This is a genomic window from Streptomyces sp. CGMCC 4.7035, from assembly GCF_031583065.1.
Taxonomy (GTDB): Bacteria; Actinomycetota; Actinomycetes; order Streptomycetales; family Streptomycetaceae; genus Streptomyces; species Streptomyces yaanensis.
The window spans coordinates 7,336,839-7,358,883 of the sequence record NZ_CP134053.1; the positions used below are offsets into that span (position 1 = coordinate 7,336,839).

22 protein-coding genes and 1 tRNA gene are annotated in these 22,045 nt (G+C 69.0%); 15 read left to right on the forward strand and 8 right to left on the reverse strand.

From position 1 onward, the window contains the following. The first annotated feature begins 5 nt into the window (after positions 1 to 5). The 8 genes from Q2K21_RS32195 (at position 6) to Q2K21_RS32230 (ending at position 6,638) form a co-directional block, all read left to right on the forward strand. A complete protein-coding gene (locus tag Q2K21_RS32195) occupies positions 6 to 878 on the forward strand; it encodes a helix-turn-helix domain-containing protein (protein ID WP_310778442.1) in 873 nt (290 codons plus the stop codon). A gap of 11 nt (positions 879 to 889) precedes the next feature. Continuing rightward, positions 890 to 963, forward strand: a tRNA-Gln gene (locus Q2K21_RS32200). 123 nt (positions 964 to 1,086) lie between these two features. Further along, positions 1,087 to 2,535 (forward strand): bifunctional UDP-N-acetylglucosamine diphosphorylase/glucosamine-1-phosphate N-acetyltransferase GlmU, encoded by a 1,449-nt coding sequence (gene glmU, locus Q2K21_RS32205; RefSeq protein ID WP_310778447.1) that lies wholly within the window; start codon positions 1,087 to 1,089, stop codon positions 2,533 to 2,535. 144 nt (positions 2,536 to 2,679) lie between these two features. Beyond that, on the forward strand, positions 2,680 to 3,654 hold the full coding sequence (locus Q2K21_RS32210) for a ribose-phosphate diphosphokinase (protein ID WP_310778450.1): 975 nt from the start codon (positions 2,680 to 2,682) through the stop codon (positions 3,652 to 3,654). Between the two features lie 196 nt (positions 3,655 to 3,850). After that, positions 3,851 to 4,444, forward strand: coding sequence for a 50S ribosomal protein L25/general stress protein Ctc (locus Q2K21_RS32215; RefSeq protein WP_310778453.1), 594 nt, complete (start codon positions 3,851 to 3,853; stop codon positions 4,442 to 4,444). Positions 4,445 to 4,643: 199 nt separating this feature from the next. Continuing rightward, positions 4,644 to 5,240: an aminoacyl-tRNA hydrolase gene (gene pth / locus Q2K21_RS32220; RefSeq protein WP_310778456.1), complete on the forward strand. Its 597-nt coding sequence runs from the start codon at positions 4,644 to 4,646 to the stop codon at positions 5,238 to 5,240. A 65-nt stretch (positions 5,241 to 5,305) separates the two neighbouring features. Continuing rightward, positions 5,306 to 5,794 carry a hypothetical protein gene (locus Q2K21_RS32225; protein WP_310778459.1) on the forward strand — a complete coding sequence of 163 codons (489 nt, stop codon included), beginning with the start codon at positions 5,306 to 5,308 and terminating at the stop codon, positions 5,792 to 5,794. A 136-nt stretch (positions 5,795 to 5,930) separates the two neighbouring features. Then, a complete protein-coding gene (locus Q2K21_RS32230) occupies positions 5,931 to 6,638 on the forward strand; it encodes an LPXTG cell wall anchor domain-containing protein (protein WP_310778462.1) in 708 nt (235 codons plus the stop codon). Positions 6,639 to 6,709: 71 nt separating this feature from the next. Here the strand turns inward: Q2K21_RS32230 and ppc are convergent, their stop codons facing one another. Beyond that, positions 6,710 to 9,442 carry a phosphoenolpyruvate carboxylase gene (gene ppc / locus Q2K21_RS32235; RefSeq protein WP_310778465.1) on the reverse strand — a complete coding sequence of 911 codons (2,733 nt, stop codon included), beginning with the start codon at positions 9,440 to 9,442 and terminating at the stop codon, positions 6,710 to 6,712. A 309-nt stretch (positions 9,443 to 9,751) separates the two neighbouring features. Between ppc and Q2K21_RS32240 the strand changes: the two genes are divergently transcribed. From Q2K21_RS32240 to Q2K21_RS32250, 3 genes are all read left to right on the forward strand, one after another. Next, complete coding sequence (locus tag Q2K21_RS32240) at positions 9,752 to 10,762, forward strand: acyl-CoA desaturase (RefSeq protein ID WP_310778467.1); 1,011 nt, start codon at positions 9,752 to 9,754, stop codon at positions 10,760 to 10,762. A 7-nt stretch (positions 10,763 to 10,769) separates the two neighbouring features. After that, complete coding sequence (locus Q2K21_RS32245) at positions 10,770 to 11,435, forward strand: TetR/AcrR family transcriptional regulator (RefSeq protein WP_310778469.1); 666 nt, start codon at positions 10,770 to 10,772, stop codon at positions 11,433 to 11,435. 96 nt (positions 11,436 to 11,531) lie between these two features. Further along, positions 11,532 to 12,146 carry a Uma2 family endonuclease gene (locus Q2K21_RS32250; protein ID WP_310781351.1) on the forward strand — a complete coding sequence of 205 codons (615 nt, stop codon included), beginning with the start codon at positions 11,532 to 11,534 and terminating at the stop codon, positions 12,144 to 12,146. On the opposite strand, the gene Q2K21_RS32255 is transcribed toward Q2K21_RS32250, so the two are convergent. Together Q2K21_RS32255 and Q2K21_RS32260 are read right to left on the reverse strand one after the other, a co-directional pair. Continuing rightward, complete coding sequence (locus Q2K21_RS32255; protein WP_310778471.1) at positions 12,133 to 12,504, reverse strand: VOC family protein; 372 nt, start codon at positions 12,502 to 12,504, stop codon at positions 12,133 to 12,135. The two genes, Q2K21_RS32250 and Q2K21_RS32255, sit on opposite strands and share 14 nt — an antisense overlap. Before the next feature lie 3 nt (positions 12,505 to 12,507). Beyond that, positions 12,508 to 13,314 carry a trans-aconitate 2-methyltransferase gene (locus tag Q2K21_RS32260; RefSeq protein WP_310778473.1) on the reverse strand — a complete coding sequence of 269 codons (807 nt, stop codon included), beginning with the start codon at positions 13,312 to 13,314 and terminating at the stop codon, positions 12,508 to 12,510. Positions 13,315 to 13,511: 197 nt separating this feature from the next. Between Q2K21_RS32260 and tamR the strand changes: the two genes are divergently transcribed. After that, positions 13,512 to 14,009, forward strand: a complete 498-nt coding sequence (gene tamR, locus Q2K21_RS32265; RefSeq protein ID WP_310778476.1) for a MarR family transcriptional regulator TamR — start codon at positions 13,512 to 13,514, stop codon at positions 14,007 to 14,009. On the opposite strand, the gene Q2K21_RS32270 is transcribed toward tamR, so the two are convergent. Continuing rightward, a complete protein-coding gene (locus Q2K21_RS32270) occupies positions 13,968 to 14,735 on the reverse strand; it encodes a response regulator transcription factor (protein ID WP_310778479.1) in 768 nt (255 codons plus the stop codon). The genes tamR and Q2K21_RS32270 overlap by 42 nt on opposite strands. A gap of 250 nt (positions 14,736 to 14,985) precedes the next feature. Between Q2K21_RS32270 and Q2K21_RS32275 the strand changes: the two genes are divergently transcribed. Then, on the forward strand, positions 14,986 to 15,441 hold the full coding sequence (locus Q2K21_RS32275; RefSeq protein ID WP_310781352.1) for a GNAT family N-acetyltransferase: 456 nt from the start codon (positions 14,986 to 14,988) through the stop codon (positions 15,439 to 15,441). A 196-nt stretch (positions 15,442 to 15,637) separates the two neighbouring features. Here the strand turns inward: Q2K21_RS32275 and galK are convergent, their stop codons facing one another. Genes galK through galT form a run of 3 tightly spaced genes read right to left on the reverse strand, consistent with a single transcriptional unit; the run spans position 15,638 to position 18,822 of the window. Continuing rightward, the gene (gene galK, locus Q2K21_RS32280; RefSeq protein WP_310778482.1) at positions 15,638 to 16,780 is read right to left on the reverse strand and encodes a galactokinase; all 1,143 of its coding nucleotides are present in this window, start codon (positions 16,778 to 16,780) and stop codon (positions 15,638 to 15,640) included. Further along, the gene (galE, locus tag Q2K21_RS32285) at positions 16,781 to 17,764 is read right to left on the reverse strand and encodes a UDP-glucose 4-epimerase GalE (protein WP_310778485.1); all 984 of its coding nucleotides are present in this window, start codon (positions 17,762 to 17,764) and stop codon (positions 16,781 to 16,783) included. It abuts the gene before it with no gap. Continuing rightward, positions 17,761 to 18,822 (reverse strand): galactose-1-phosphate uridylyltransferase, encoded by a 1,062-nt coding sequence (galT, locus tag Q2K21_RS32290; protein ID WP_310778488.1) that lies wholly within the window; start codon positions 18,820 to 18,822, stop codon positions 17,761 to 17,763. The genes galE and galT overlap by 4 nt, the downstream gene beginning before the upstream one ends. Positions 18,823 to 18,999: 177 nt before the next feature. Here galT and Q2K21_RS32295 point away from each other — a divergent pair, with 177 nt between their 5' ends. Continuing rightward, positions 19,000 to 20,679, forward strand: a complete 1,680-nt coding sequence (locus tag Q2K21_RS32295; protein WP_310778491.1) for a sodium:solute symporter family protein — start codon at positions 19,000 to 19,002, stop codon at positions 20,677 to 20,679. 40 nt (positions 20,680 to 20,719) lie between these two features. Then, positions 20,720 to 21,037, forward strand: coding sequence for a hypothetical protein (locus Q2K21_RS32300; RefSeq protein WP_310778494.1), 318 nt, complete (start codon positions 20,720 to 20,722; stop codon positions 21,035 to 21,037). A gap of 142 nt (positions 21,038 to 21,179) precedes the next feature. On the opposite strand, the gene Q2K21_RS32305 is transcribed toward Q2K21_RS32300, so the two are convergent. Next, positions 21,180 to 21,863: a helix-turn-helix transcriptional regulator gene (locus Q2K21_RS32305; protein WP_310778498.1), complete on the reverse strand. Its 684-nt coding sequence runs from the start codon at positions 21,861 to 21,863 to the stop codon at positions 21,180 to 21,182. Positions 21,864 to 22,045 lie beyond the last annotated feature (182 nt).

Consider the following 22,045-nt stretch of genomic DNA (forward strand, 5'->3'; position numbering starts at 1 on the left):
TGCCCATGGCACACGCACAGGGCAAGTACAGGGACTTCGAAGGGTTGCGGACGCAGGCGATCGCCTTGCGACGGGCGGGCTACAGCCTTCGCCAGATCCGCGACGAGCTGAAGATCTTCAACAACGACATCCTCAACCAACTGGTGAAGGGAGAGCCGCCACCGGAATGGACGAAGCGACCGAACGCAAAGGACGACCTGCGGGCGAGGGCGCGCGAGCTAAGGCTTCAAGGCTGGACGTACGACCAGATCGAGGCGGAGCTGGGTTGTTCGAGGAGTTCCGTTTCGCTATGGGTGCGGGATCTACCGAAGCCGGAACGCAAGCGCAGCCGTGAAGAAGCCGCAGCGATCGCCAGGCGCGGATGGGAGGCCAAACTCCGCCTCCGTGACGAGGAACGGCAGCGCACGAAGGAAACCGCCAGGCAGGCGATCGGTAACCTCTCGGCACGGGAATTGTTCCTGGTGGGCGTGAGCCTCTACTGGGCCGAGGGCGGCAAGGACAAGCCATACGACCGCCGCGAGAACGTCGCCTTCGTCAACAGCGATCCGAGCATGATCCAGGTCTTCCTGGCCTGGCTCAACCTCCTGGGGGTCGAGCGCGAACGGCTCCGATACAGCGTCATGATCCACGAGACCGCTGACGTGACAGGCGCCGAACAATACTGGGCCGACCTCGTCGGTGCCGACCGCTCCGCGTTCAACAAGACGACTCTCAAGAGGCACAACCCCAAGACGACTCGCAAGAACGTCGGCGACTCCTACCGAGGCTGTCTAGTGATCAAAGTCCTGAAGAGCGCGGACTTGTACCGTCGCATCGAGGGGTCTTGGTACGGCATAGTGGTGTCCGCGCGCGAAGCCGATCAGCAAAATCGGACATAGCGCACAAACTATCCCGGATCGTCTAAAGGCAGGACAAACGGTTTTGGTCCGTTGAATGAGGGTTCGAATCCTTCTCCGGGAGCCACAGCACACAAGACCTTGGTTCGGGCCCTGACAGCACCGTCAGGGCCCGCTCTCATGTCCCCCCGGAAACACCCCGGTATCCTGCGGATGTCCACCCCACCCCATGAAGCCGAAGGGCATCCCCGTGAGCGCCATCCGCCCGGCAGCCGTCGTCGTTCTCGCAGCGGGTGAGGGCACCCGTATGAAGTCGGCCACACCCAAGGTTCTGCACGACATCTGCGGCCGTTCCCTCGTCGGGCATGTGCTCGCCGCCGCACGTGAGTTGAACCCCGAGAACCTGGTCGTCGTCGTCGGCCACGCCCGGGAGCAGGTCTCCGCCCATCTCGCCGAGGTCGACCCGGACGTGCGCACCGCCGTCCAGGCCGAGCAGAAGGGGACGGGGCACGCCGTCCGGATGGCTCTGGAGGAGCTCGGCGGGTCTGTCGACGGGACCGTCGTGGTCGTGTGTGGGGACACCCCGCTGCTGACCGGTGAGACGCTTCAGCGGCTCGCCGGCACGCACCAGGAGGACGGCAACGCGGTCACCGTGCTGACCGCCGAGGTGCCCGACGCCACCGGCTACGGCCGTATCGTCCGCGATGACGCCACCGGCGCCGTGACGGCCATCGTCGAGCACAAGGACGCCACCGAGGTCCAGCGTGCCATCCGTGAGATCAACTCCGGTGTCTTCGCCTTCGACGGGCAGCTGCTCGCCGATGCCTTGAAGAAGGTCCGCACGGACAACAGCCAGGGTGAGGAGTACCTCACCGATGTGCTCGGGATTCTGCGTGAGGCGGGGCATCGTGTCGGTGCGTCCGTCGCGGGCGATCACCGTGAGATCGCGGGTATCAACAACCGTGTGCAGCTGGCCGAGGCGCGCCGGATCCTCAATGACCGGCTGCTCACCGCCGCCATGCTGGCGGGGGTCACGGTCGTGGATCCCGCCACGACCTGGGTGGATGTCACGGTGACGTTCGAGCAGGACGCGATCGTGCAGCCGGGTACGCAGCTGCTGGGTGCCACGCACATCGGTGAGGGTGCCGAGGTGGGTCCCAACTCGCGGCTGAAGGACACCCGTGTGGGTGCGGGGGCGCGGGTGGACAACACGGTCTCCGATGGTGCCACGGTCGGCCCGCAGGCGTCCGTGGGCCCGTACGCGTATCTGCGGCCGGGTAGCCGTCTCGGTGTGAAGGCCAAGATCGGTACGTACGTGGAGACGAAGAACGCGTCGATCGGTGAGGGTACGAAGGTGCCGCATCTGTCGTACGTGGGCGACGCGACGATCGGTGATCACACGAACATCGGCGCGGCGAGTGTCTTTGTGAACTACGACGGGGAGAGCAAGCACCACACGACCGTCGGCTCACACTGCAAGACGGGTTCGGACAACATGTTTGTGGCTCCTGTCACTATCGGGGACGGCGCGTACACCGCGGCGGGCTCTGTGATCACGAAGGATGTGCCGCCCGGTTCGCTGGCCGTGGCCCGTGGTCAGCAGCGGAATATCGAGGGTTGGGTGGCTCGTAAGCGTCCGGGGAGCGCGGCCGCGAAGGCGGCCGAGGCGGCTTCCGGGGAGCCGGGTGGCGAAGGCTGACCGGAATCAGGTGCGTCTGTGACGGCGTACCGTGATAAGTGCACACCCGCACCCCTACCAGCTGAGACGGCCGTCCATATCCAGCCGCTAAGGCGGTAACGGCTTCTCGACGCCCAGCTGAGACACCTCTGAGGAGACAGTGCTGTGACCGGGTTCAAGACGACCGGCGAGAAGAAGATGATGTTCTTCTCCGGCCGCGCCCACCCCGAGCTTGCCGAGGAGGTCGCCCACGAGCTGGGTGTCGGGGTCGTCCCGACGAAGGCCTTCGATTTCGCGAACGGCGAGATCTATGTCCGTTACCAGGAGTCGGCGCGTGGCGCGGACTGCTTCCTGATCCAGAGCCACACGGCTCCGATCAACAAGTGGATCATGGAGCAGCTGATCATGATCGACGCGTTGAAGCGTGCGTCGGCGCGTTCCATCACGGTGATCGTGCCGTTCTACGGTTACGCGCGGCAGGACAAGAAGCACCGTGGTCGTGAACCGATTTCGGCGCGTCTGATCGCGGACATGATGAAGACGGCGGGTGCGGACCGCATCCTGACCGTTGATCTGCACACGGACCAGATCCAGGGCTTCTTCGACGGTCCGGTGGATCACCTGTTCGCGCTGCCGCTGCTGGCGGACTACGTGGGTCAGAAGGTGGACCGCGACAAGCTGACGGTCGTGTCTCCGGATGCCGGCCGTGTGCGTGTGGCGGACCGTTGGTGCGACCGTCTGGGTGCGCCGCTGGCGATCGTGCACAAGCGCCGTGACAAGGATGTGGCGAACCAGGTCACCGTCCACGAGGTCGTGGGTGAGGTCGAGGGCCGGGTGTGTGTTCTGGTCGACGACATGATCGACACGGGTGGCACGATCTGCGCGGCTGCGGACGCGCTGTTCGCGCACGGCGCCGAGGATGTCATCGTCACTGCCACGCACGGTGTGCTGTCCGGTCCGGCGGCCGACCGTCTGAAGAACTCGAAGGTGAGTGAGTTCGTCTTCACGAACACGCTGCCCACCCCGGGTGAGCTGGAGCTGGACAAGATCACGGTGCTGTCGATCGCGCCGACGATCGCGAGTGCGGTGCGTGAGGTGTTCGAGGACGGTTCGGTGACGAGCCTGTTCGACGAGCAGTGATCCCGCGCCGGCCCGGACGCCGGTAGAGATCGTTTTGGGTGCGGCCTCCCCTGCCGAGTAGACTGCTGCAGTTGCTCGGCGAGGGAGGCCGTACTCGTTCTTCGGTACGGCGGTCCGTAATCGACGCGCTCTTCGTAGCAGGCCGTTCGTGGCCGGGTGACCCTGTCCGTCTACTGACTTTCTACGAGGAGTGAACATGTCCGAGGTGAAGCTCACCGCCGAGACGCGCACCGAGTTCGGCAAGGGTGCCGCGCGTCGTATCCGTCGTGACAGCAAGGTTCCGGTCGTGCTGTACGGCCACGGCTCGGACCCGCTGCACCTGACCCTGCCGGGTCACGACCTGCTGCTCGCGCTGCGTACGCCGAACGTCCTGATCTCCCTGGACATCGACGGCAAGACCAACGAGCTGGCGATCCCGAAGTCCGTGCAGCGTGACCCGATCAAGGGCTTCCTGGAGCACGTCGACCTGCTGCTGGTCAAGCGTGGCGAGAAGGTCACCGTCGAGATCCCGGTGCACGCCGAGGGCGAGCTGGCCGCGGGTGGCAACCTGCTGGAGCACGTGCTGAACGCGCTGCCGGTCGAGGCCGAGGCCACGCACATCCCCGAGGCCGTCACCGTCTCGGTCGAGGGTCTGGAGGCCGGTGCCTCGGTCCTCGCCAAGGACGTCACCCTGCCGTCCGGCGTGACCCTGGCCGTCGACGAGGACGCGGTGGTCCTGCAGGTTCTGGCCGCGCAGGCCGAGGAGACCGTGGGCGAGGCCGTCGAGGGCGAAGAGGCCGGCGAGGCCTGATCGGCGGTTCAGCCCTTCGCTGCGGTTCTGCCTCCTTGAGAGGCGCCCGGCGTCGGGGGCTGGGCCCACCTTCCCCCGAGCTCTCGGCTTCGCTCGAGCAGGGGGGACCCCCATCGCCCTGCGGAACGACTGCCCACAGCACTGACCAGCCGCTGCTCTCTTCGGGGAGCAGCGGCTGGCGTCGTAAGGAGACACGGACGTGACGACCGACGCCAACGCCCCTTGGCTCATCGTGGGACTCGGTAATCCCGGGCCCGAGTACGCCATGAACCGGCACAATGTCGGCTTCATGGTGGCCGATCTGCTGGCCGAGCGGATCGGGGGGAGGTTCAAGCGGGCGGGCAAGGCGCAGGCGCAGGTCGTGGAGGGGCGGATCGGTCCGCCCGGTCCGGGGAACCGTCGTGTGATCCTCGCGAAGCCGATGTCGTACATGAACCTGTCGGGCGGCCCGGTGAACGCCCTGCGGGATTTCTACAAGGTGCCGGTGGCGAATGTCGTCGCCGTGCATGACGAGCTGGACATCGACTACGGCACGCTTCGGCTGAAGCTGGGCGGCGGCGACAACGGCCACAACGGTCTGAAGTCGATCACGAAGGCGATGGGCGCGGACTATCACCGGGTGCGGTTCGGGATCGGGCGTCCTCCGGGTCGTATGCAGGTCGCGGATTTCGTGCTGAAGGACTTCTCGTCGGCGGAGCGCAAGGAGCTGGACTACTTCGTGGACCGGGCGACGGATGCCGTCGAGTGTCTGGTCATCGAGGGTCTGGAGCGGGCGCAAAGCACGTACAACTCCTGACTTGTCCGCCCGTCGGGTCCTGCTGGAGTTGACCGGGTGCCGGGCGATGGCCAAGGATCGCCGCCATGCCTTCTGCCGTCTCCTCCACTCAGGGCGCGGTCGCGGTGTTGCGGTTCGGGCGGCGCGCGGCGATGGGTTCGATCGCGGTGCTGATCCTGGTCGCCGGCTTCTGGGGTTCCTGGGGCACCGCGCAGTACGTGATGCTGACCAAGGGCCGTGAGCGGGGCACGGTTGAGGTGTCGCGGTGCGGGGCTCGGACGTGCAGTGGTCCGTTCACGCCGTTGTCGGCCGGGGCTGCGGCGCGCGGGAGTGTGGTGATCGAGAAGTCGGTCGCGGTGAAGCGGGGGCAGACGTACGCGGTGGTGGTGAAGCCGGGTACGGATGACGTCGTGCGTTCGGGTCCGGCGGGGGTGTTGTATTCGTGGCTCCCGCTGGGGGGTGCGCTGCTGCTGGCTTCGGTGGTGGTGGCGGGCGGGCTGCGGCTGACGCGTGTGGCGTGGGTGCTGGCGGGGTCGGGGATGGCGCTGTTGACGGCGGCTTTCGTGGCGCTCTGAGCGGTTTGGGGCCGCTTCCGCTCTGTAGAAAGTTTGTGTGTTGTCTGTTCGTGATTGACCTGTCGTCGTGCTGGGCCGGAAGCTGAGCCGCCCCCTCCACATCTTCCGTTGGCCTTTCTCGAAGATGGAACTGCCCATGCGTACCCTCACGCGCGCCGGCGCCTTGGTCGCCGTCGCCTCAGCAGCGCTGCTCACCGCTCCGTCCGCCCACGCCTCGGCTCCGGGCGACAACGGCGATGTGAAGATCCACAAGTCGTCGACGGACGAGTCCGACCAGCGCAACGAGCCGCACGTCTGCTCGTTCTACCTGGATGCCTTCAACTTCGACGGTCTGCAGCAGGTGGACTGGCACATCGAGGTCTGGGCCCCGACCGGCAAGCCCAAGGGCGAGACGGTGAAGACCGGCGACATCACCCTGGACACCGAGGGTCACGGCCGTACGGCCGACATGACGCTGCCGGACGGGCACTACAAGCTGTTCTGGAACTTCGACGGTGAGAAGGGCCGGGCCAAGCAGAAGGTGTTCTGGACGGACTGTTCGGACGACCAGGGCGGCGGCTCCACTCCGTCGGGCTCACCGTCGGCGTCCGCGTCCGCGTCGCCCTCCGCGTCGGCCTCCGCGTCGGTCTCGCCCTCGGGCTCGGCCGGGGTGAGCGCCTCGCCGAGTTCGTCGTCCGGTACGGGGGCGTCCGCGTCGGCGTCCCCCTCGGCGCAGGGCGGCAGCGGCGGTCTGGCGGAAACCGGCAGCAGCGCCCCGGTCGGTGTGCTGTCCGCTCTCGCGGCAGCGCTCGTGGCCGCCGGCGGTTATCTGGTGCTGCGCCGCCGCAAGGTCTCACAGGGCTGACGTCCACAGGACATGACAGCGGCCCCCGAGCCGGTACGGGCTCGGGGGCCGCTGTCATGTCCGCAAGGCCGTCAGCCGGTGTTGCGCAGGCCGGCTGCCACGCCGTTCACCGTCAGCAGCAGCGCCCGGGACAGCAGCGGGTCCGCTTCGGTGCCCGCCGCCGCGGCGTCGCGCTGGCGCTTGAGGAGGGCGACCTGGAGGTAGGAGATCGGGTCCAGGTAGGCGTCGCGGATGGTGAAGGTCTGCTTGAGGACGGGGTTGGCGTCGAGGAGTTCCTTCTCGCCGGTCACCCGCAGGACTTCACGGACCGTCAGTTCGTGTTCCGTCTCGATGGCCGTGAAGACGTGCTTCAGGTCGTCGGGTACGAGGGTGTCGACGTAGTGGCGGGCGATCCGCAGGTCGGTCTTGGCGAGGGTCATCTCGACGTTGGAGATGAAGTTGCGGAAGAAGTGCCACTGTTCGTGCATCTCGTCGAGCACGGTGTCGAGGCCGGCCTCGCGCAGGGCCTTGAGGCCGGATCCGACGCCGAACCAGCCGGGCACGATCTGCCGCGACTGGGTCCAGCCGAACACCCACGGGATCGCGCGCAGGCCGTCGAGGCCGGCGCCCGAGTCGGGGCGGCGCGAGGGGCGGGAGCCCAGGTGCAGGTCGGCGAGCTGGTCCACGGGTGTGGAGGCGAAGAAGTACGCCGGCAGGTCGGGGTCCTCGACCAGTGCGCGGTAGGCGGCGTGGGCGGCGTCCGAGACCACGTCCATCGCGGCGTCCCAGCGGGCCAGGGCTTCCACCGACTGGCGGGGGGCGGTGTGCAGGGCGGAGGCCTGGAGGGTGGCGGCGACCGTCAGTTCCAGGTTCTCGCGGGCGAGGGAGGGGATGAGGTACTTGTCGGAGATGACCTCGCCCTGTTCGGTGACCTTGATCTCGCCTTCGAGGGTGCCCCAGGGCTGGGCGAGGATCGCGTCGTGGCTGGGGCCGCCGCCGCGGCCGACGGTGCCGCCGCGGCCGTGGAAGAGGCGCAGGCGTACGCCGTAGCGGTGGGCGACGTCGCGCAGGCGGCGCTGGGCGCGGTGGATCTCCCACTGGGAGGTGGTGATGCCGCCGAACTTGGAGGAGTCGCTGTAGCCGAGCATGACCTCCTGGACGTCGCCGCGCAGGGCGACGAGGCGGCGGTAGGAGGGGTCGGCGAGCATGTCCTCCAGGATGATGTCGGCGGCCTTGAGCTCGTCGGTGGTCTCCAGGAGGGGGACGATGCCGATCTTCGCCCAGCCGGCGTGGAGGTCGATGAGGCCTGCTTCGCGGGCGAGGACGGCGGCTGCGAAGACGTCGTCGGCGCCCTGGCACATCGAGATGATGTAGGACTCGATGATCTCGGGTCCGAAGACCTTCAGGGCCCGCTTGACGGTCTCGAAGACGCCGAGGGTCTTGGCGCCGGCCGCGTCTAGGGGCGCGGGGGTGGGGGCGAGGGGGCGCCGGGAGCGCAGTTCCTTGGCGAGCAGCTTGCTGCGGTACTCGCGCGGCATGTCGTCGTAGCACCAGGACTCCTCGCCGAGCCGGTCGAAGAGCTGGCCGAGGGCGTGGTGGTGGGCGTCGGCGTGCTCGCGGACGTCCATGGTGGCGAGCTGGAGGCCGAAGGCGGCGAGGGTGCGGATGGTGCGGGCGAGGCGGCCGTCGGCGAGGAGGCCGCCGCGGTGGGCGCGCAGCGAGGTCTGGATGATCCGCAGGTCGTGCAGGAGTTCGGAGGTGCCGAGGTAGTCGCGTCCGGGCTCGTGCTGGGTGCTCCTGGCCAGGCGCTGCTTGGTGTTGACGAGCTTCTGGCGGATGCAGGTGGCCTTGAGGCGGTAGGGCTCTTCGGCGTTGAGGCGCTTGTAGCGGGGGCTGATCTCGGGCAGCAGCTCGAGATCGGCGCGCAGGGAGTCCAGCAGTTCCTCGGTGGCGCCGGTGTAGCGGATGGACTGGGACAGCAGGCCGCGCAGTTCGTCGATCATCTCCAGCGCGTCGTTGATGCCGTGCTCGTGCTGGAGGATCAGCACCTCCCAGGTGACCTCGGGGGTCACGTTGGGGTTGCCGTCGCGGTCGCCGCCGATCCAGGTGCCGAAGGTGAGGGGGCGGGTCTCGTCGGGCAGCTTGACGCCGACGCGTTCCAGTTCCGCGGTGAGGTCCTCCAGGACGTCGCCGACGGCGCCGGCGTGCAGCTCGTCGAGGTAGTAGATGGCGTTGCGGGCCTCGTCGGCGGGCTCGGGACGGACGACCCGGAGTTCGTCGGTCTGCCAGACGAGGTCGATGTTCTCGGCCAGCCGGGTGTCGTGGCGGCGGCGGTCGGCCTCGAGGACCGGGGTCTCCAGGAGTGCGGCGATGCGCCGGAGCTTGTTGAGCACGGACCGGCGCGCGGCCTCGGTGGGGTGCGCCGTGAACACGGGGCGCACGTTGAGGTGCTCGACGGTCTCGCGCACGTGCTCGGGGTCGGCGTCCTTGAGCCGGTCCGCCGTGCGGGAGAGGAGTCCTCCCTCGGCGGCGCGCTTGGCGCGCAGTTCACGGCCGCGGTGCACCTGCTCGGTGACGTTCGCCAGGTGGAAGTAGGTGGAGAAGGCGCGCACCAGCTTGGCGGCGGTCTCAAGTTCGGTGCCGCGCAGCAGTTCCGCGGCTGCCTCCCCGTCCTCTCGGGTCAGCCGGCGGACCCGCTCGACCAGCTCCAGGAGCTCGGGGCCCTCTTGCCGGACGAGGGTCTCGCCGAGCAGGTCACCCAGCCGGCGGATGTCGGCGCGCAGCTCACTGCTGGTCGTCGTGGTCTGGTCGTCGGCACTGCTCACAGGTGCGGCTCCTTGCAGTGTTGAAGCTCATCTGGGAGGGGACCCGGATGGGTGCCGCGCGGCGGGTGCCGCATACGGACCGGGCATCCGGGAAGAAAACAGAGCGGACCGCGCTGTCCGACCGACTCCAAGGATAGGTGTCCGTGTGGACGCGCAGACTCTCGGGCTCTTGCCGCCGGACGACGCGCTGCCATACTTACGACGCCGTAGGTTACGGAACCGTAGGGTCTTCCGTCGGATTCCGGGAGCACCCTGGGGCCCGTACCCCCGGGCACCTGCCACAACCCTCGACCCCACAGGGGACGCCCCATGACCACAAGCTCCGATGTGATCGAAGACGCCCCGAAGGCGAACGACGACACCGCGCTGCCCTCCGCCACGCTGGGCGGCGAGCAGAAGCGCTCGATCGAGCAGATCACCCTCCTGCTGTTCATCACCGTCCCGTTCCTGGCGCTTCTCGCGGCGGTGCCGCTGGCGTGGGGCTGGGGCGTGAGCTGGCTCGACCTGAGCCTGCTGGTCTTCTTCTACTACCTGGGCTGCCACGGCATCACGATCGGGTTCCACCGTTACTTCACGCACGGCTCCTTCAAGGCCAAGCGGCCGCTGCGGATCGCGCTGGCGATCGCCGGGTCGCTGGCCGTGGAGGGCCCGCTGGTGCGCTGGGTGGCCGACCACCGCAAGCACCACAAGTTCTCGGACGCGGAGGGCGACCCGCACTCTCCGTGGCGGTACGGGGAGACGGTCCCCGCGCTGATGAAGGGCCTGTGGTGGGCCCATGTCGGCTGGATGTTCGACGAGGAGCAGACGCCGCAGGACAAGTACGCGCCGGACCTGATCAAGGACCGGGCGATCCGGACGATCTCCCGCCAGTTCGTGCTGTGGACGGCGGTGTCGCTGGCGCTGCCGGCGCTGATCGGCGGGCTGGTGACGATGTCGTGGTGGGGCGCTGTCACGGCGTTCTTCTGGGGGTCACTCGTCCGGGTGGCGCTGCTGCACCATGTGACCTGGTCGATCAACTCGATCTGCCACGCGGTGGGCAAGCGCCCGTTCAAGTCGCGCGACCGTTCGGGCAACGTGTGGTGGCTGGCGGTCCTGTCGTGCGGCGAGTCGTGGCACAACCTGCACCACGCGGACCCGACCTCGGCGCGGCACGGTGTGGAGCGCGGTCAGCTCGACTCCTCGGCGCGGATCATCCGCTGGTTCGAGCAGCTCGGATGGGCGTATGACGTGCGCTGGCCGTCACGCTCGCGTATCGATTCCCGCCGCAGCACGGACGGGAACGGCTCCCGACGCGGGAAGGCGACCGCCGACGCGGCATGATTGACGCGTGGCCACCGACTCCTCCAGCACCCCCAGCAACGAAAAGCCGCGGCGCACCCGTCGCACCCGGATGACCGGTGCGGAGCGCCGCCAGCAGTTGCTGGAGATCGGTCGCACGCTGTTCGCCGCCAAGGGGTTCGAGGCCACCTCGGTGGAGGAGATCGCGGCGAAGGCCGGGGTCTCCAAGCCGGTGGTGTACGAGCACTTCGGCGGCAAGGAGGGCCTGTACGCGGTGGTGGTGGACCGCGAGATGCGCCGCCTGCTGGACATGGTCACCAGCTCCCTCACGGCCGGTCACCCGCGTGAACTGTGCGAGCAGGCGGCCTTCGCCCTCCTGGACTACATCGAGGAGTACACGGACGGCTTCCGCATCCTGGTCCGCGACTCCCCCATCCCGCAGTCGACGGGCTCGTTCGCGTCTCTCATCTCGGACATCGCCACCCAGGTGGAGGACATCCTGGGCCGCGAGTTCAAGAGCCGCGGCTTCGACCCGAAGCTGGCGCCGCTGTACGCGCAGGCGCTGGTCGGCATGGTGGCCCTCACCGGCCAGTGGTGGCTGGACGTACGCCGCCCGAAGAAGGCCGAGGTGGCGGCGCATCTGGTGAACCTGGCGTGGCACGGGCTGGACGGACTGGAGCAGAGGCCGCGGCTGATAGGGCACCGGAAAAGCTGAGGCACGGGGTGCGTGATCACCCGATGTGACCTTTGTCGGTCTCGGCCACTACCGTGGGTACACGGTCCGAGAATCCCGTTCATGGGAGGAATCACCATGTCTGCCGAGCCGTTCGCCGCACACGAGTCCGAGCCCGGCATCCACCTGCCCGTGCCGCCACCCGAAGGCTTCACGGTCGATGACCTGTTCGCCCTGCCGGACCTCCCGCCGCACACCGAGTTGATCGACGGGAGCTTGGTCTTCGTGAGTCCGCAGCGAAATTTCCACATGCTGATGATCGACTTGCTGGCTCACGGGCTGCGGCTGACGGTACCCGGCAACCTCAAGGTCAAGCGTGAGATGACGGTCGTTCTCGATCGTCGCAACGCTCCTGAACCGGACGTCAGCGTGATCCGTGCGGACGCGGACACCGGACTCGAGCAGACCCGGTTCGACGCGGAGGACCTGGTACTCGCCGTAGAGGTCGTGTCCCCGGACTCCGAAGCGCGCGACCACGACGCCAAGCCCCTGAAATACGCGGCCGCCGGGATCCCTCATTTCTGGCTGGCCGAGATGGCCGAAGGCAATCAGCATCCGGTGATCCGCACCTACGAGCTGGACCCGGTCAACAAGAGCTACGCGCTCACCGGCATCCACCACGACAAGCTCGAACTCTCCAGGCCGTTCGCCATCGACATCGACATCACGCTGGACGCTCTCAGGCGGCTGTAGCGATCGGCTCCAGGAACTCCAACCGGTTCCCCACCAGGTCCTCCGAGTAGAAGCGGCGGTGGCCCGGCAGGTTGTCGTCCCAGGTGACCGTCGCCCCGCGCTCGCCCAGCCGGGCCGCGTACGCCTCGATGTCCGTCACCCGCAGCCCCGGGTGGGCCTTCTTCGCGGGCCGGAAGTCGACCTCGATCCCCAGGTGCAGCTGCACGGAACCCGCCTGGAACCAGCAGCCCCCGCGCGCGGCGAGCGCCGGCGGCTTCGGGATCTCTGTCATGCCGAGGACGTCTACGTAGTACGCGCGCAGCAGGTACTCGGAGCCGGGTGGGGCGGCGAGCTGGACGTGGTCGACGGCAGTGAGCATCGCTCAGGCCTCCTTGGTGGCGACGGCGAAGATACGGCGGAACGGGAACACCGTGCCGTGGGCCGTCGCCGGGTACGCCTCGCGCAGGGCCGTGCGGTAGTCGGCGAGGAACTCCTCCGCCTCCTCGCCCAGCACGGTGAGGATCGGCCGCAGCCCGGTGCCCTTCACCCAGTCCAGGACCGGGTCCTCGCCCTCCAGGAGGTGCAGATACGTGGTCTCCCAGACGTCTGCCGTGCAGCCGAGGTCGGTGAGGCGCTCCAGATAGGCCCCGGGGGTGAGCACGGCGTCGTCGTGGCGCAAGGTGTCGGCGAGGCGGGCCTTCCAGCGGGCCGAGTGGGCGAGCTCCCGCATCAGCCGGTGGCTGGGCGAGTCGAAGTTGCCGGGGACCTGGAAGGCGAAGGTGCCGCCCGGGGCGAGGCCCGCGATCCAGCCGGGGAAGCGGTCGGCGTGGGCGGGCACCCACTGCAGGGTGGCGTTGCTGATGATCAGGTCGTACGGCTCCGGGGGCGCCCAGGTACGGGCGTCGGCGTAGGAGAAGTCGAGACGGCCGCCGCCGGGAGTGGGACCCTCGTGCTCGGTGAGGGCCTTGTCGAGCATCTCGGGCGAGTTGTCGTACCCGACGATGTGCGCGGTCGGCCAGCGGTCGGCGAGCAGCACGGTGACGTTGCCGGGCCCGCAGCCCAGGTCGGCGATGCGGGGCGGGTCGCCGGGCAGTTGGGGGACGCGGGCGAGCAGGTCGACGAAGGGGCGGGCGCGGTGGCCGGCGTGACGCAGATACTGACCGGGGTCCCAGGTGGGGGCGGCGGGCATGGCAGGGCCTCCTGACGACGAACGGGCACGGCGTCCTCGTACGGAGGCGTCGCCCCCGTATGACGCCGCCTCCGTACGGACATCCATCCTCACGCCCGAAGTATCTCGACGTCAAGAGATACTGCATCAAGAAGCTCTACGTCGAGAGACTTCACATCAAGAGACTTCATGTCGACACAACCACTACACTGATCGTCATGGAGGACGAGGTCGATCGGCTGGTCGCGGCGTGGCGCCGGGAGCGCCCGGACCTCGACGTGGAACCGCTCGAAGTGCTCAGCCGGGTGAGCAGACTGGCCCGGCACCTGGACCGCGCGCGCCGGCTGGCGTTCTCCGAGCACAGCCTGGAGCCCTGGGAGTTCGACGTCCTGACCGCGCTGAGGCGGGCCGGCAGCCCCTACCAGCTCTCCCCCGGCCAACTGCTGACCCAGACACTGGTCACCTCCGGCACGATGACCAACCGCATCGACCGCCTCGCGAAGAAGGGTCTGGTCGAGCGGCTGCCCGACCCCAGCGACCGCCGGGGCGTGCTGGTCCGCCTCACGGACGTGGGCCGGGACCGGGCGGACCAGGCTCTCGCCGGGCTGCTCGACCAGGAGCGGGCGATCCTGTCGGAGCTGAGCAGTGCCCAGCGCGGTGAACTGGCCGCGCTGCTACGCCAGCTGACCGCCCCGTTCGACAACATCCCCGGCTAGGTCGACCGGCCCGACGCCGGCGCGGCGGGCGAGGGCGACGGCGGCGAGGGTGGAGTGGACGCCCAACTTCCCGAGGACGTTCTGCATATGGGTGCGGACCGTGTGCGGGGAGAGGAACAGCCGCTCGGCGACGGCCTTGCGGCCCAGTCCCGCGACCATGCAGCGCAGCACCTCCCGTTCCCGGGGCGTCAGCGACTCCACCAGCCGCTCGCTCTCGGTGCGGTGCTTGCGGGCGGCCGTCAGCTCGCGCAGGACCCCGGTCAGCAGGGCGGGCGGAAGGTGCGTCTCGTCTCGCAGCACACCCCGGATGACCGTCAGCAGCCGGGACAGGGAACAGTCCTTGGCCACCCAGCCGGAGGCGCCGGCCTGGAGGGCGAGCGCGGCGCGGCGCGGGTCGTCCTTCTCGGCGAGGACGACGGTCCGCACGCTCGGCTGACCTGAGCGGACACCGGCGACGAGCGAGATGCCGTCGACGAGCCCGTCCTCGTTGCCCTCCTGGACGGAAACCGCCGGGCGCGAACCCAGGACGTTGCCGCCGAGGTCCGCGTCGACGAGCATCACGTCGAATCTGCGGCCCTCCGCCGCCGCCCGTTCCAGGCAGCGCAGTGCGGCCGGACCACTGCCGGCGGCGGACACGTCGACGTCGGGCTCGGCCGCCAGGGCGGCGGCGAGCGACTCGGCGAAGATGCGATGGTCGTCGACGACCAGAACTCGGATGCGAACCACTGATACCCCCACTGCTCGGGGGACGGTCGGCGCGGGTACGACGCCCGAAGTGTCCCCCGGTCAACCGCCTGGGACGGGGCGACGCAGCCGCACGGCCGCCGCCGTGCTGGAACTGCTACCCCCACCCCGGGCGTCGTACCCGACTGTCTCGCCCCCTGATCAGCACCGGCCCCCACCGGTGCTGTTCACAGGGTAGGGCCGGGAGCCGGGAGCGGAAGGTAATTTGCAGAACTGGTTGGCCAGCGCGTTTATGGTGAGCCGCATGTTTCGTATCGAGACAGAAGTCGACAAAGAGCGGCGGGATCTGCTCCGCGCTCGGCTGCGCGAGACGAACACGGCGGCGTCACCGGTGCTGCGCGCGTTGCGCGGGACGCCGGGCGAACGCGAAGTTCCGCTGCACGTCTGGGCGTTGGACGCGGCGGGCGATCTGGCGGGCGGGCTGGTGGGCCACACCTGGACGACGTGGCTGCACGTCGCGTACCTGTGGGTGGACGGCCGCCACCGGGGGGCGGGACTGGGCACGCGGCTGCTGGGGGAGGCGGAGCGCGTGGCGCGCGAGGAGCGTGGCTGTGCGGCCGCGCGCCTGGAGACGTGGGACTTCCAGGCGCCGGAGTTCTATAGGAAGCAGGGGTACGAGGTGGTGTGCGTGATCCCCGACTATCCGCCGGGGGTCACGGAGTACACGCTGACGAAGCGCTTGGGCTGAGGCGGGATGGGCTTTCGCCCCCGCCGCCCCTACCCGTCCCGTCCCCAGGGGCTCCGCCCCTTCGACCCCGCCAAGGGGGCTCCGCCCCCTGGACCGCCAGCGGGGCTCCGCCCCTGCGCCCCGCCGGGGCTCCGCCCCGGACCCCGCTCCTCAAACGCCGGAGGGGCTGATTTATCAGCCCCTCCGGGCGGCGACATCAGCTCAGGCGGCGCGCGCCGGCCGAGGGCACCGCCGGGAACACCCGAGGCGCCGTATAGCCCGCGGCAGCGAACGCCTCTTCGACCGCCTTGGTGATCGTGTCCGCGTCCGACGCCTCCGCCAGCACGATCGCCGAGCCGCCGAAGCCACCGCCCGTCATCCGGGCGCCCAGCGCGCCGGAGGCGTTCGCCGTGTCCACCACCAGGTCCAGCTCCGGGCAGGAGATGCGCAGGTCGTCGCGGAGGGAGACATGGCCCTGCGTCAGCACCGGTCCGATCGCCCGGACATCGCCCGCGTCCAGCAGGGCGACGACCTGGTCGACGCGGTGGTCGTCCGAGACGACATGGCGCACATAGCGGCGCACCCGCTCGTCGGACAGGCGCGCGAGCGCGGACTCCAGGTCCTCGTACGCGACGTCCCGAAGGTGCGAGACCCCGAGCTGCCGTGCGCCCTCCTCGCACCCCTCACGCTTCTCGGCGTACGCCCCGTCGCCCAGCGCGTGCTTGACGCGGGTGTCGACGACCAGCAGGGTCAGGCCCTGGGAGGACAGGTCGAAGGGGATCTGGCGGATCGACAGGTCCCGGCAGTCCAGGTGCAGCGCGTGGCCCTCGGTGGAGCACGCCGACGCCGTCTGGTCCATGATGCCGCAGGGCACGCCCACGAAGTCGTTCTCGGCGCGCTGGGCGAACCTGGCCAGCTCGGCGCCCGTCAGGCCGAGACCGAACAGGTCGTTCAGGGCCAGGGCGGTGACCACCTCCAGCGCCGCCGACGACGACAGGCCCGCGCCCGTCGGCACCGTCGAGGACAGATGCAGGTCCGCGCCGGTGATCGCGTGGCCCGCCTCGCGCAGCACCCAGACGACACCGGCCGGATACGCGGCCCAGCTGGTGTTCGTGAGCGGCTCCAGCTCGTCGACGTGCAGTTCGACGATCGGGCCCTCGATGTCCGCCGAGTGCAGACGCAGCACGCCGTCGGTGCGGCGCGAGACCGCCGCGACCGCCGTGTGCGGCAGCGCGAACGGCATCACGAACCCCTCGTTGAAGTCCGTGTACTCGCCGATCAGGTTGACCCGGCCCGGTGCCGACCAGACGCCCTCGGGAGCCGTCCCGTACAGCTCCTCGAAGCCCTCGCGTACGCCCACCTACTGCTCCCTTGCGCTGTTCTGTGCTGCGATGTCCTGTGCGAACTCCCAGGCGTCCGCGACGATTCCCGCGAGGTCCGCGCGGGACGGGTTCCAGCCGAGCCGCTCGCGGGCCGTGGCCGCGGAGGCGACCAGGACCGCCGGGTCGCCGCCCCGGCGCGGGGCCACGACCTCCGGGATCGGGTGTCCGGTCACCTGGCGCACCGTCTCGATGACCTCGCGGACGGAGAAGCCGTTGCCGTTGCCGAGGTTGCAGATCAGGTGCTCGCCGGGGGTGGCGGCGGCCAGCGCCAGCAGGTGGGCCTCGGCGAGGTCCGCTACGTGGATGTAGTCGCGGATGCAGGTGCCGTCCGGCGTCGGGTAGTCGTCACCGAAGACCGAGATCGCCTCGCGGCGGCCCTGCGCGACCTGGAGGACGAGCGGGATGAGGTGGGACTCGGGGTCGTGCCGCTCGCCGCAGGAGCCATACGCGCCCGCCACATTGAAGTAGCGCAGGGACACGGCGCCCAGGCCGTGCGCGGCCGCCTCGCCGGTGATCATGTGGTCGACGGCGAGCTTGGAGGCGCCGTAGGGGTTCGTGGGCTTCGTCGGGGCGCTCTCCACGATCGGCGTCTGCTCGGGTTCGCCGTACGTCGCCGCCGTCGAGGAGAAGACGAGCTTGCGCACGCCGGCCGAGCGCATCGCGTCCAGCAGCGCCATCGTGCCGCCGACGTTGTTGTCCCAGTACTTCTCGGGCTTCACGACCGACTCGCCGACCTGCGAGAACGCGGCGAAGTGCAGGACCGCGTCGAACGAGGGGTCCAGCCACTTGGCGGCATCGCGGATATCACCCTCGATGAAGGAAGCACCCGTCGGTACACCCTCGCGGAAGCCGGTGGAGAGGTTGTCGAGGACAACAACCTCGTGGCCCGCCTCCAGCAGGTGCTGCGCGACCACGCTGCCCACATAGCCGGCGCCGCCGGTGACCAGGTACTTCCCACTCATGAACTCGCTGCCTCTCGCAGTCGCCGGGCCGCGGCCTCCGGCGGCACGTCGTTGATGAACACGTTCATGCCGGATTCGGAACCCGCGAGGAACTTCAGCTTGCCGGAAGTGCGGCGAATGGTGAAAAGCTCGAGGTGGAGCGCGAAGTCTTCACGGTTGACACCCTCGAACTCCTCCAGCGCGCCGAACGGCGCCTGGTGCCAGGCGGCGATGTACGGCGTCGGCGGCTCACCCTCACCGAAGATCCGGTCGAAGCGCCTCAAGAGTTCCAGATACACCTTGGGGAACTCTGTGCGTGCCTCCTCGTCGAGCGCGAGCAGGTCGGGGACGCGGCGGCGGGGGTAGAGGTGGACCTCGTACGGCCAGTGCGCGGCGTACGGCACGAAGGCCACCCAGTGTTCACTCTCCAGGACGACCCGCTCGTCGGCGAGTTCGCGCTCCAGGACAGCGTCGAACAGGTTCTCCCCGCCGGTCGCCTCCTTGTGCGCGGCGAGCGAACGGAGCATCAGGGCGGTGCGCGGCGTCGTGAAGGGGTACGCGTAGATCTGCCCGTGCGGGTGGCCGAGGGTCACGCCGATCTCCTGGCCCCGGTTCTCGAAGCAGAAGACCTGCTCGACGGAGGGCAGGTGGGACAGCTCCGCGGTGCGGTCGGTCCAGGCGTCCAGGACCAGCCCCGCCTGCTCCTCGGTCAGGTCGGCGAAGGAGGCGTTGTGGTCCGAGGTGAAGCAGACGACCTCGCAGCGGCCGGAGTCACCGGCGAGCGAGGGGAAGCGGTTCTCGAAGACCACGACGTCGTACGACGAGTCGGGGATCTCGCTCAGCCTCTCGCCCTGGGAGGGGCACAGAGGGCACTCGTCGGCCGGCGGCAGATAGGTGCGGCCCTGTCGGTGCGAGGCGATGGCGACGGAGTCGCCGAGCAGCACATCACGGCGGATCTCGGAGGTCGTGACGGTGCGCTCCAGCGGCCTGCGGTCGACGGCGTCGCGCACGGCGTCGTCCCGCAGGTCGTAGTAGATGAGCTCACGACCGTCGGCCAGCCGGGTCGAGGTCTTCTTCACGTCGGACTCTCCATTCGAGCCACTCACCCTTCAAACATAACTCAACACACCAAAACACAACTCACCAGAACCGTCAACGTCACAATCAAACAAACTTCACCAACAGGGGGCGTTCAAATACCGAATACGGAGGCGCAGGTTCCGCTCTGATCGGTTCACGCAACGAAGCGAGGACTCATGCAAACCCCCACATATCTGGCCGCCGGGCTCCGGCTCCCCACCAACGGCCTCGACTACGCGATCCTCGGGATCTACTTCGCCGTCGTCCTGGGCATCGGCTTCGCCGCCCGCCGCTCCGTGAAGACCAGCCTCGACTTCTTCCTCTCCGGGCGCTCCCTGCCCGCCTGGATCACCGGTCTGGCGTTCGTCTCGGCCAACCTGGCCGCCACCGAGATCCTCGGGATGGCCGCCAACAGCGCCCAGTACGGTGCCTACACCGTGCACTGGTACTGGATCGGCGCCATCCCGGCCATGGTCTTCCTGGGCCTCGTGATGATGCCGTTCTACTACGGCTCCAAGGTCCGCTCGGTCCCTGAGTTCCTGCTGCTCCGCTTCGACAAGGGGGCGCATCTGCTCAGTTCGATCCTGTTCGCCTTCGCCGCCATCCTGATCGCCGGCGTGAACCTCTACGCCCTCGCGATCGTCGTCGAGGCGCTGCTGGGCTGGCCGCAGTGGGTGGCGATCGTGGTCGCCGGTTTCTTCGTCCTCGCCTACATCACGCTCGGCGGTCTGTCGTCCGCGATCTACAACGAGGTGCTCCAGTTCTTCGTGATCCTGGCCGCCCTCATCCCGATCACCGCCCTCGGTCTGAAGAAGGTCGGCGGCTGGGGCGGCCTGACCGACAAACTCACCGCCACCCACGGCCCCGACTTCGTCACCGCCTGGGGCGGCACCGGCATCGGCCACGTCAACCCGCTGGGCGCCAACTGGCTGACGATCGTCCTCGGCCTCGGCTTCGTGCTGTCCTTCGGCTACTGGACGACCAACTTCGCCGAGGTGCAGCGCGCCCTGTCCGCGCGGAACCTCTCCGCCGCCCAGCGCACCCCGCTGATCGCCGCGTACCCGAAGATCTTCATCGTCTTCCTGGTGATGATCCCGGGCCTGGTGGCCGCCGTCCTGGTGCCGAAGATCGGCACCTCCGGCTCGGATCTCCAGTACAACGACGCGATCCCGTATCTGATGCAGGAGTTGCTGCCCAACGGCGTGCTCGGCATCGCGGTGACCGGTCTGCTCGCCGCCTTCATGGCCGGCATGGCGGCCAACGTCTCGTCCTTCAACACGGTGTTCACCAACGACATCTGGGCGAAGTACGTGATCACGCACCGCGAGGACTCGTACTACGTGAGGTTCGGCCGGCTCATCACCGCGATCGGAGTGCTCGCGTCGATCGGCACGGCGTTCCTGGCGTCGTCCTTCTCCAACATCATGAGCTACCTCCAGACCCTCTTCTCCTTCTTCAACGTGCCGATGTTCGTGGTCTTCATCGTCGGCATGTTCTGGCATCGCGCGTCCGCGAAGTCCGGCTTCTGGGGCCTGCTCGCCGGCACGACGGCGGCGATGGTCAACTACTTCGTCATCTACAAGCAGGGCATCATCGGCATCCCCTCCGACCAGGGCGCCAACTTCGTCTCCGCGATCGCGGGTTTCGTGGCCGGCGCGGTCGTGATGGCGGCGGTCTCGCTGTTCACCGCGCCGAAGCCGGAGGACGACCTACGCGGCCTGGTGTACGGCACCCGCTCGCCCGGTATGGCCGAGCCACCCGCCGTCGGCGACGACGCCTGGTACCGCAGGCCCGCCCTGCTCGGCTGGGGCGCGGTCGTCCTTGCCGCCGCCTGCTACATCCCCTTCTCGCTGTGACCGCGGGAGGACAGGGAGGATAGGAAGGATAGGAGAGACCATGTCCGAGTACTCCGAGCGCGAGGTCCAGCGCGCGGTCACCGATCTTGAGCACAAGTCCGCGACCGCCGCACGGATCTTCGACCTGCGCCGCATCATCGGCGGTCTGTTCGTGCTCTACGGCATCATCGTCACGATCGCGGGCCTCACGGCCTCCGACGCCGCCATCGACAAGGCCGAGGGCGTCAACATCAATCTGTGGACAGGGCTGGGGATGCTCGCCCTGGGCGTCTTCTTCCTGGTGTGGCTGTGGCTACGACCGCTGTCGCATCCGCCGGTTGCTCCGCCGGACGAGAAGCCGGTTGCTCCGCCGGAGTAACCGGGCTGCGCGGCCCGGCGTTGACAGCGTGCCCGGGGGTGGGTTGCGCAGCTATGGCGGCACGGCTGCCCCGCGCCCCTAAGGGGCGCGGGGAACTGCGCGAGCAACCACCGACGGCCCGCAGCCGAGACACGGCCCGTGGTTACCCCGGCTCACCCCCGGAGGGCACCGCGCGGTCCAGGAGGCCCGTGCGGGCCGCCAGGGCCGCTGCCTCCAGGCGGGAGCCCACGCCCAGCTTCATCAGGACCCGCTGGACATGGGTGCGGGCCGTCGAAGGCGCTATGCCCATACCGGCCGCGATCAGCCGCGTGTCCTCACCGTCCGCGACCCGCACCAGGACCTCCACCTCGCGTGGGGTGAGCATCTGCAGCAGGCGCTGCCCCTCGTCGTCCGGCTGCGCGGCCGGATTCAGCAACTCGCTGAACGCCCCCTGCAACAACTGCGGCGCCACCGCCGCCTCCCCCGCCCGCGCCTTCATGATCGCCCGCTCGACACCCTCGATGCGCTCGTCGTGGCGTACGTAGCCCGAGGCGCCGGCGGCGAACGCGGCCGCGATCCCGCGCGGGTTCGGCACCGGCCCGAGAACCAGCACCGCGACCTGCGGACGCTCCCGCTTGATGCGCACCACCGGGTCGAAGACCCCCGGCTCGGCGGGTGTCGCCGTACCCCACAGGCACACCTCGGGTGCCCTGGTGATCACGAGTTCCGCCGCGCCCGCGGCGGGCGCCGCCGCGGCGAGCACCCGGTGCCCCCGCAGCTTCAGTGCCGAGGCCAGCGCCTCGGCGAGCAATCGGTGGTCGTCGACCACCATCAGCCGCACTCCCATCGAGCAACCCCCCAGTCCCCCCCATGGATGCCCACTATGGATGCGCACTGGCCCGCACGGACAGAAGCCCCCCGGCGCACCCCCCGCCCTTCATGCCCCCGGAAGCTACACGCTTGTTCGACGTCGCGCTTCCCCTACCGGTGAGAAGCGCCCCGGATTACCGAAATCCCGCCCATTCGCGC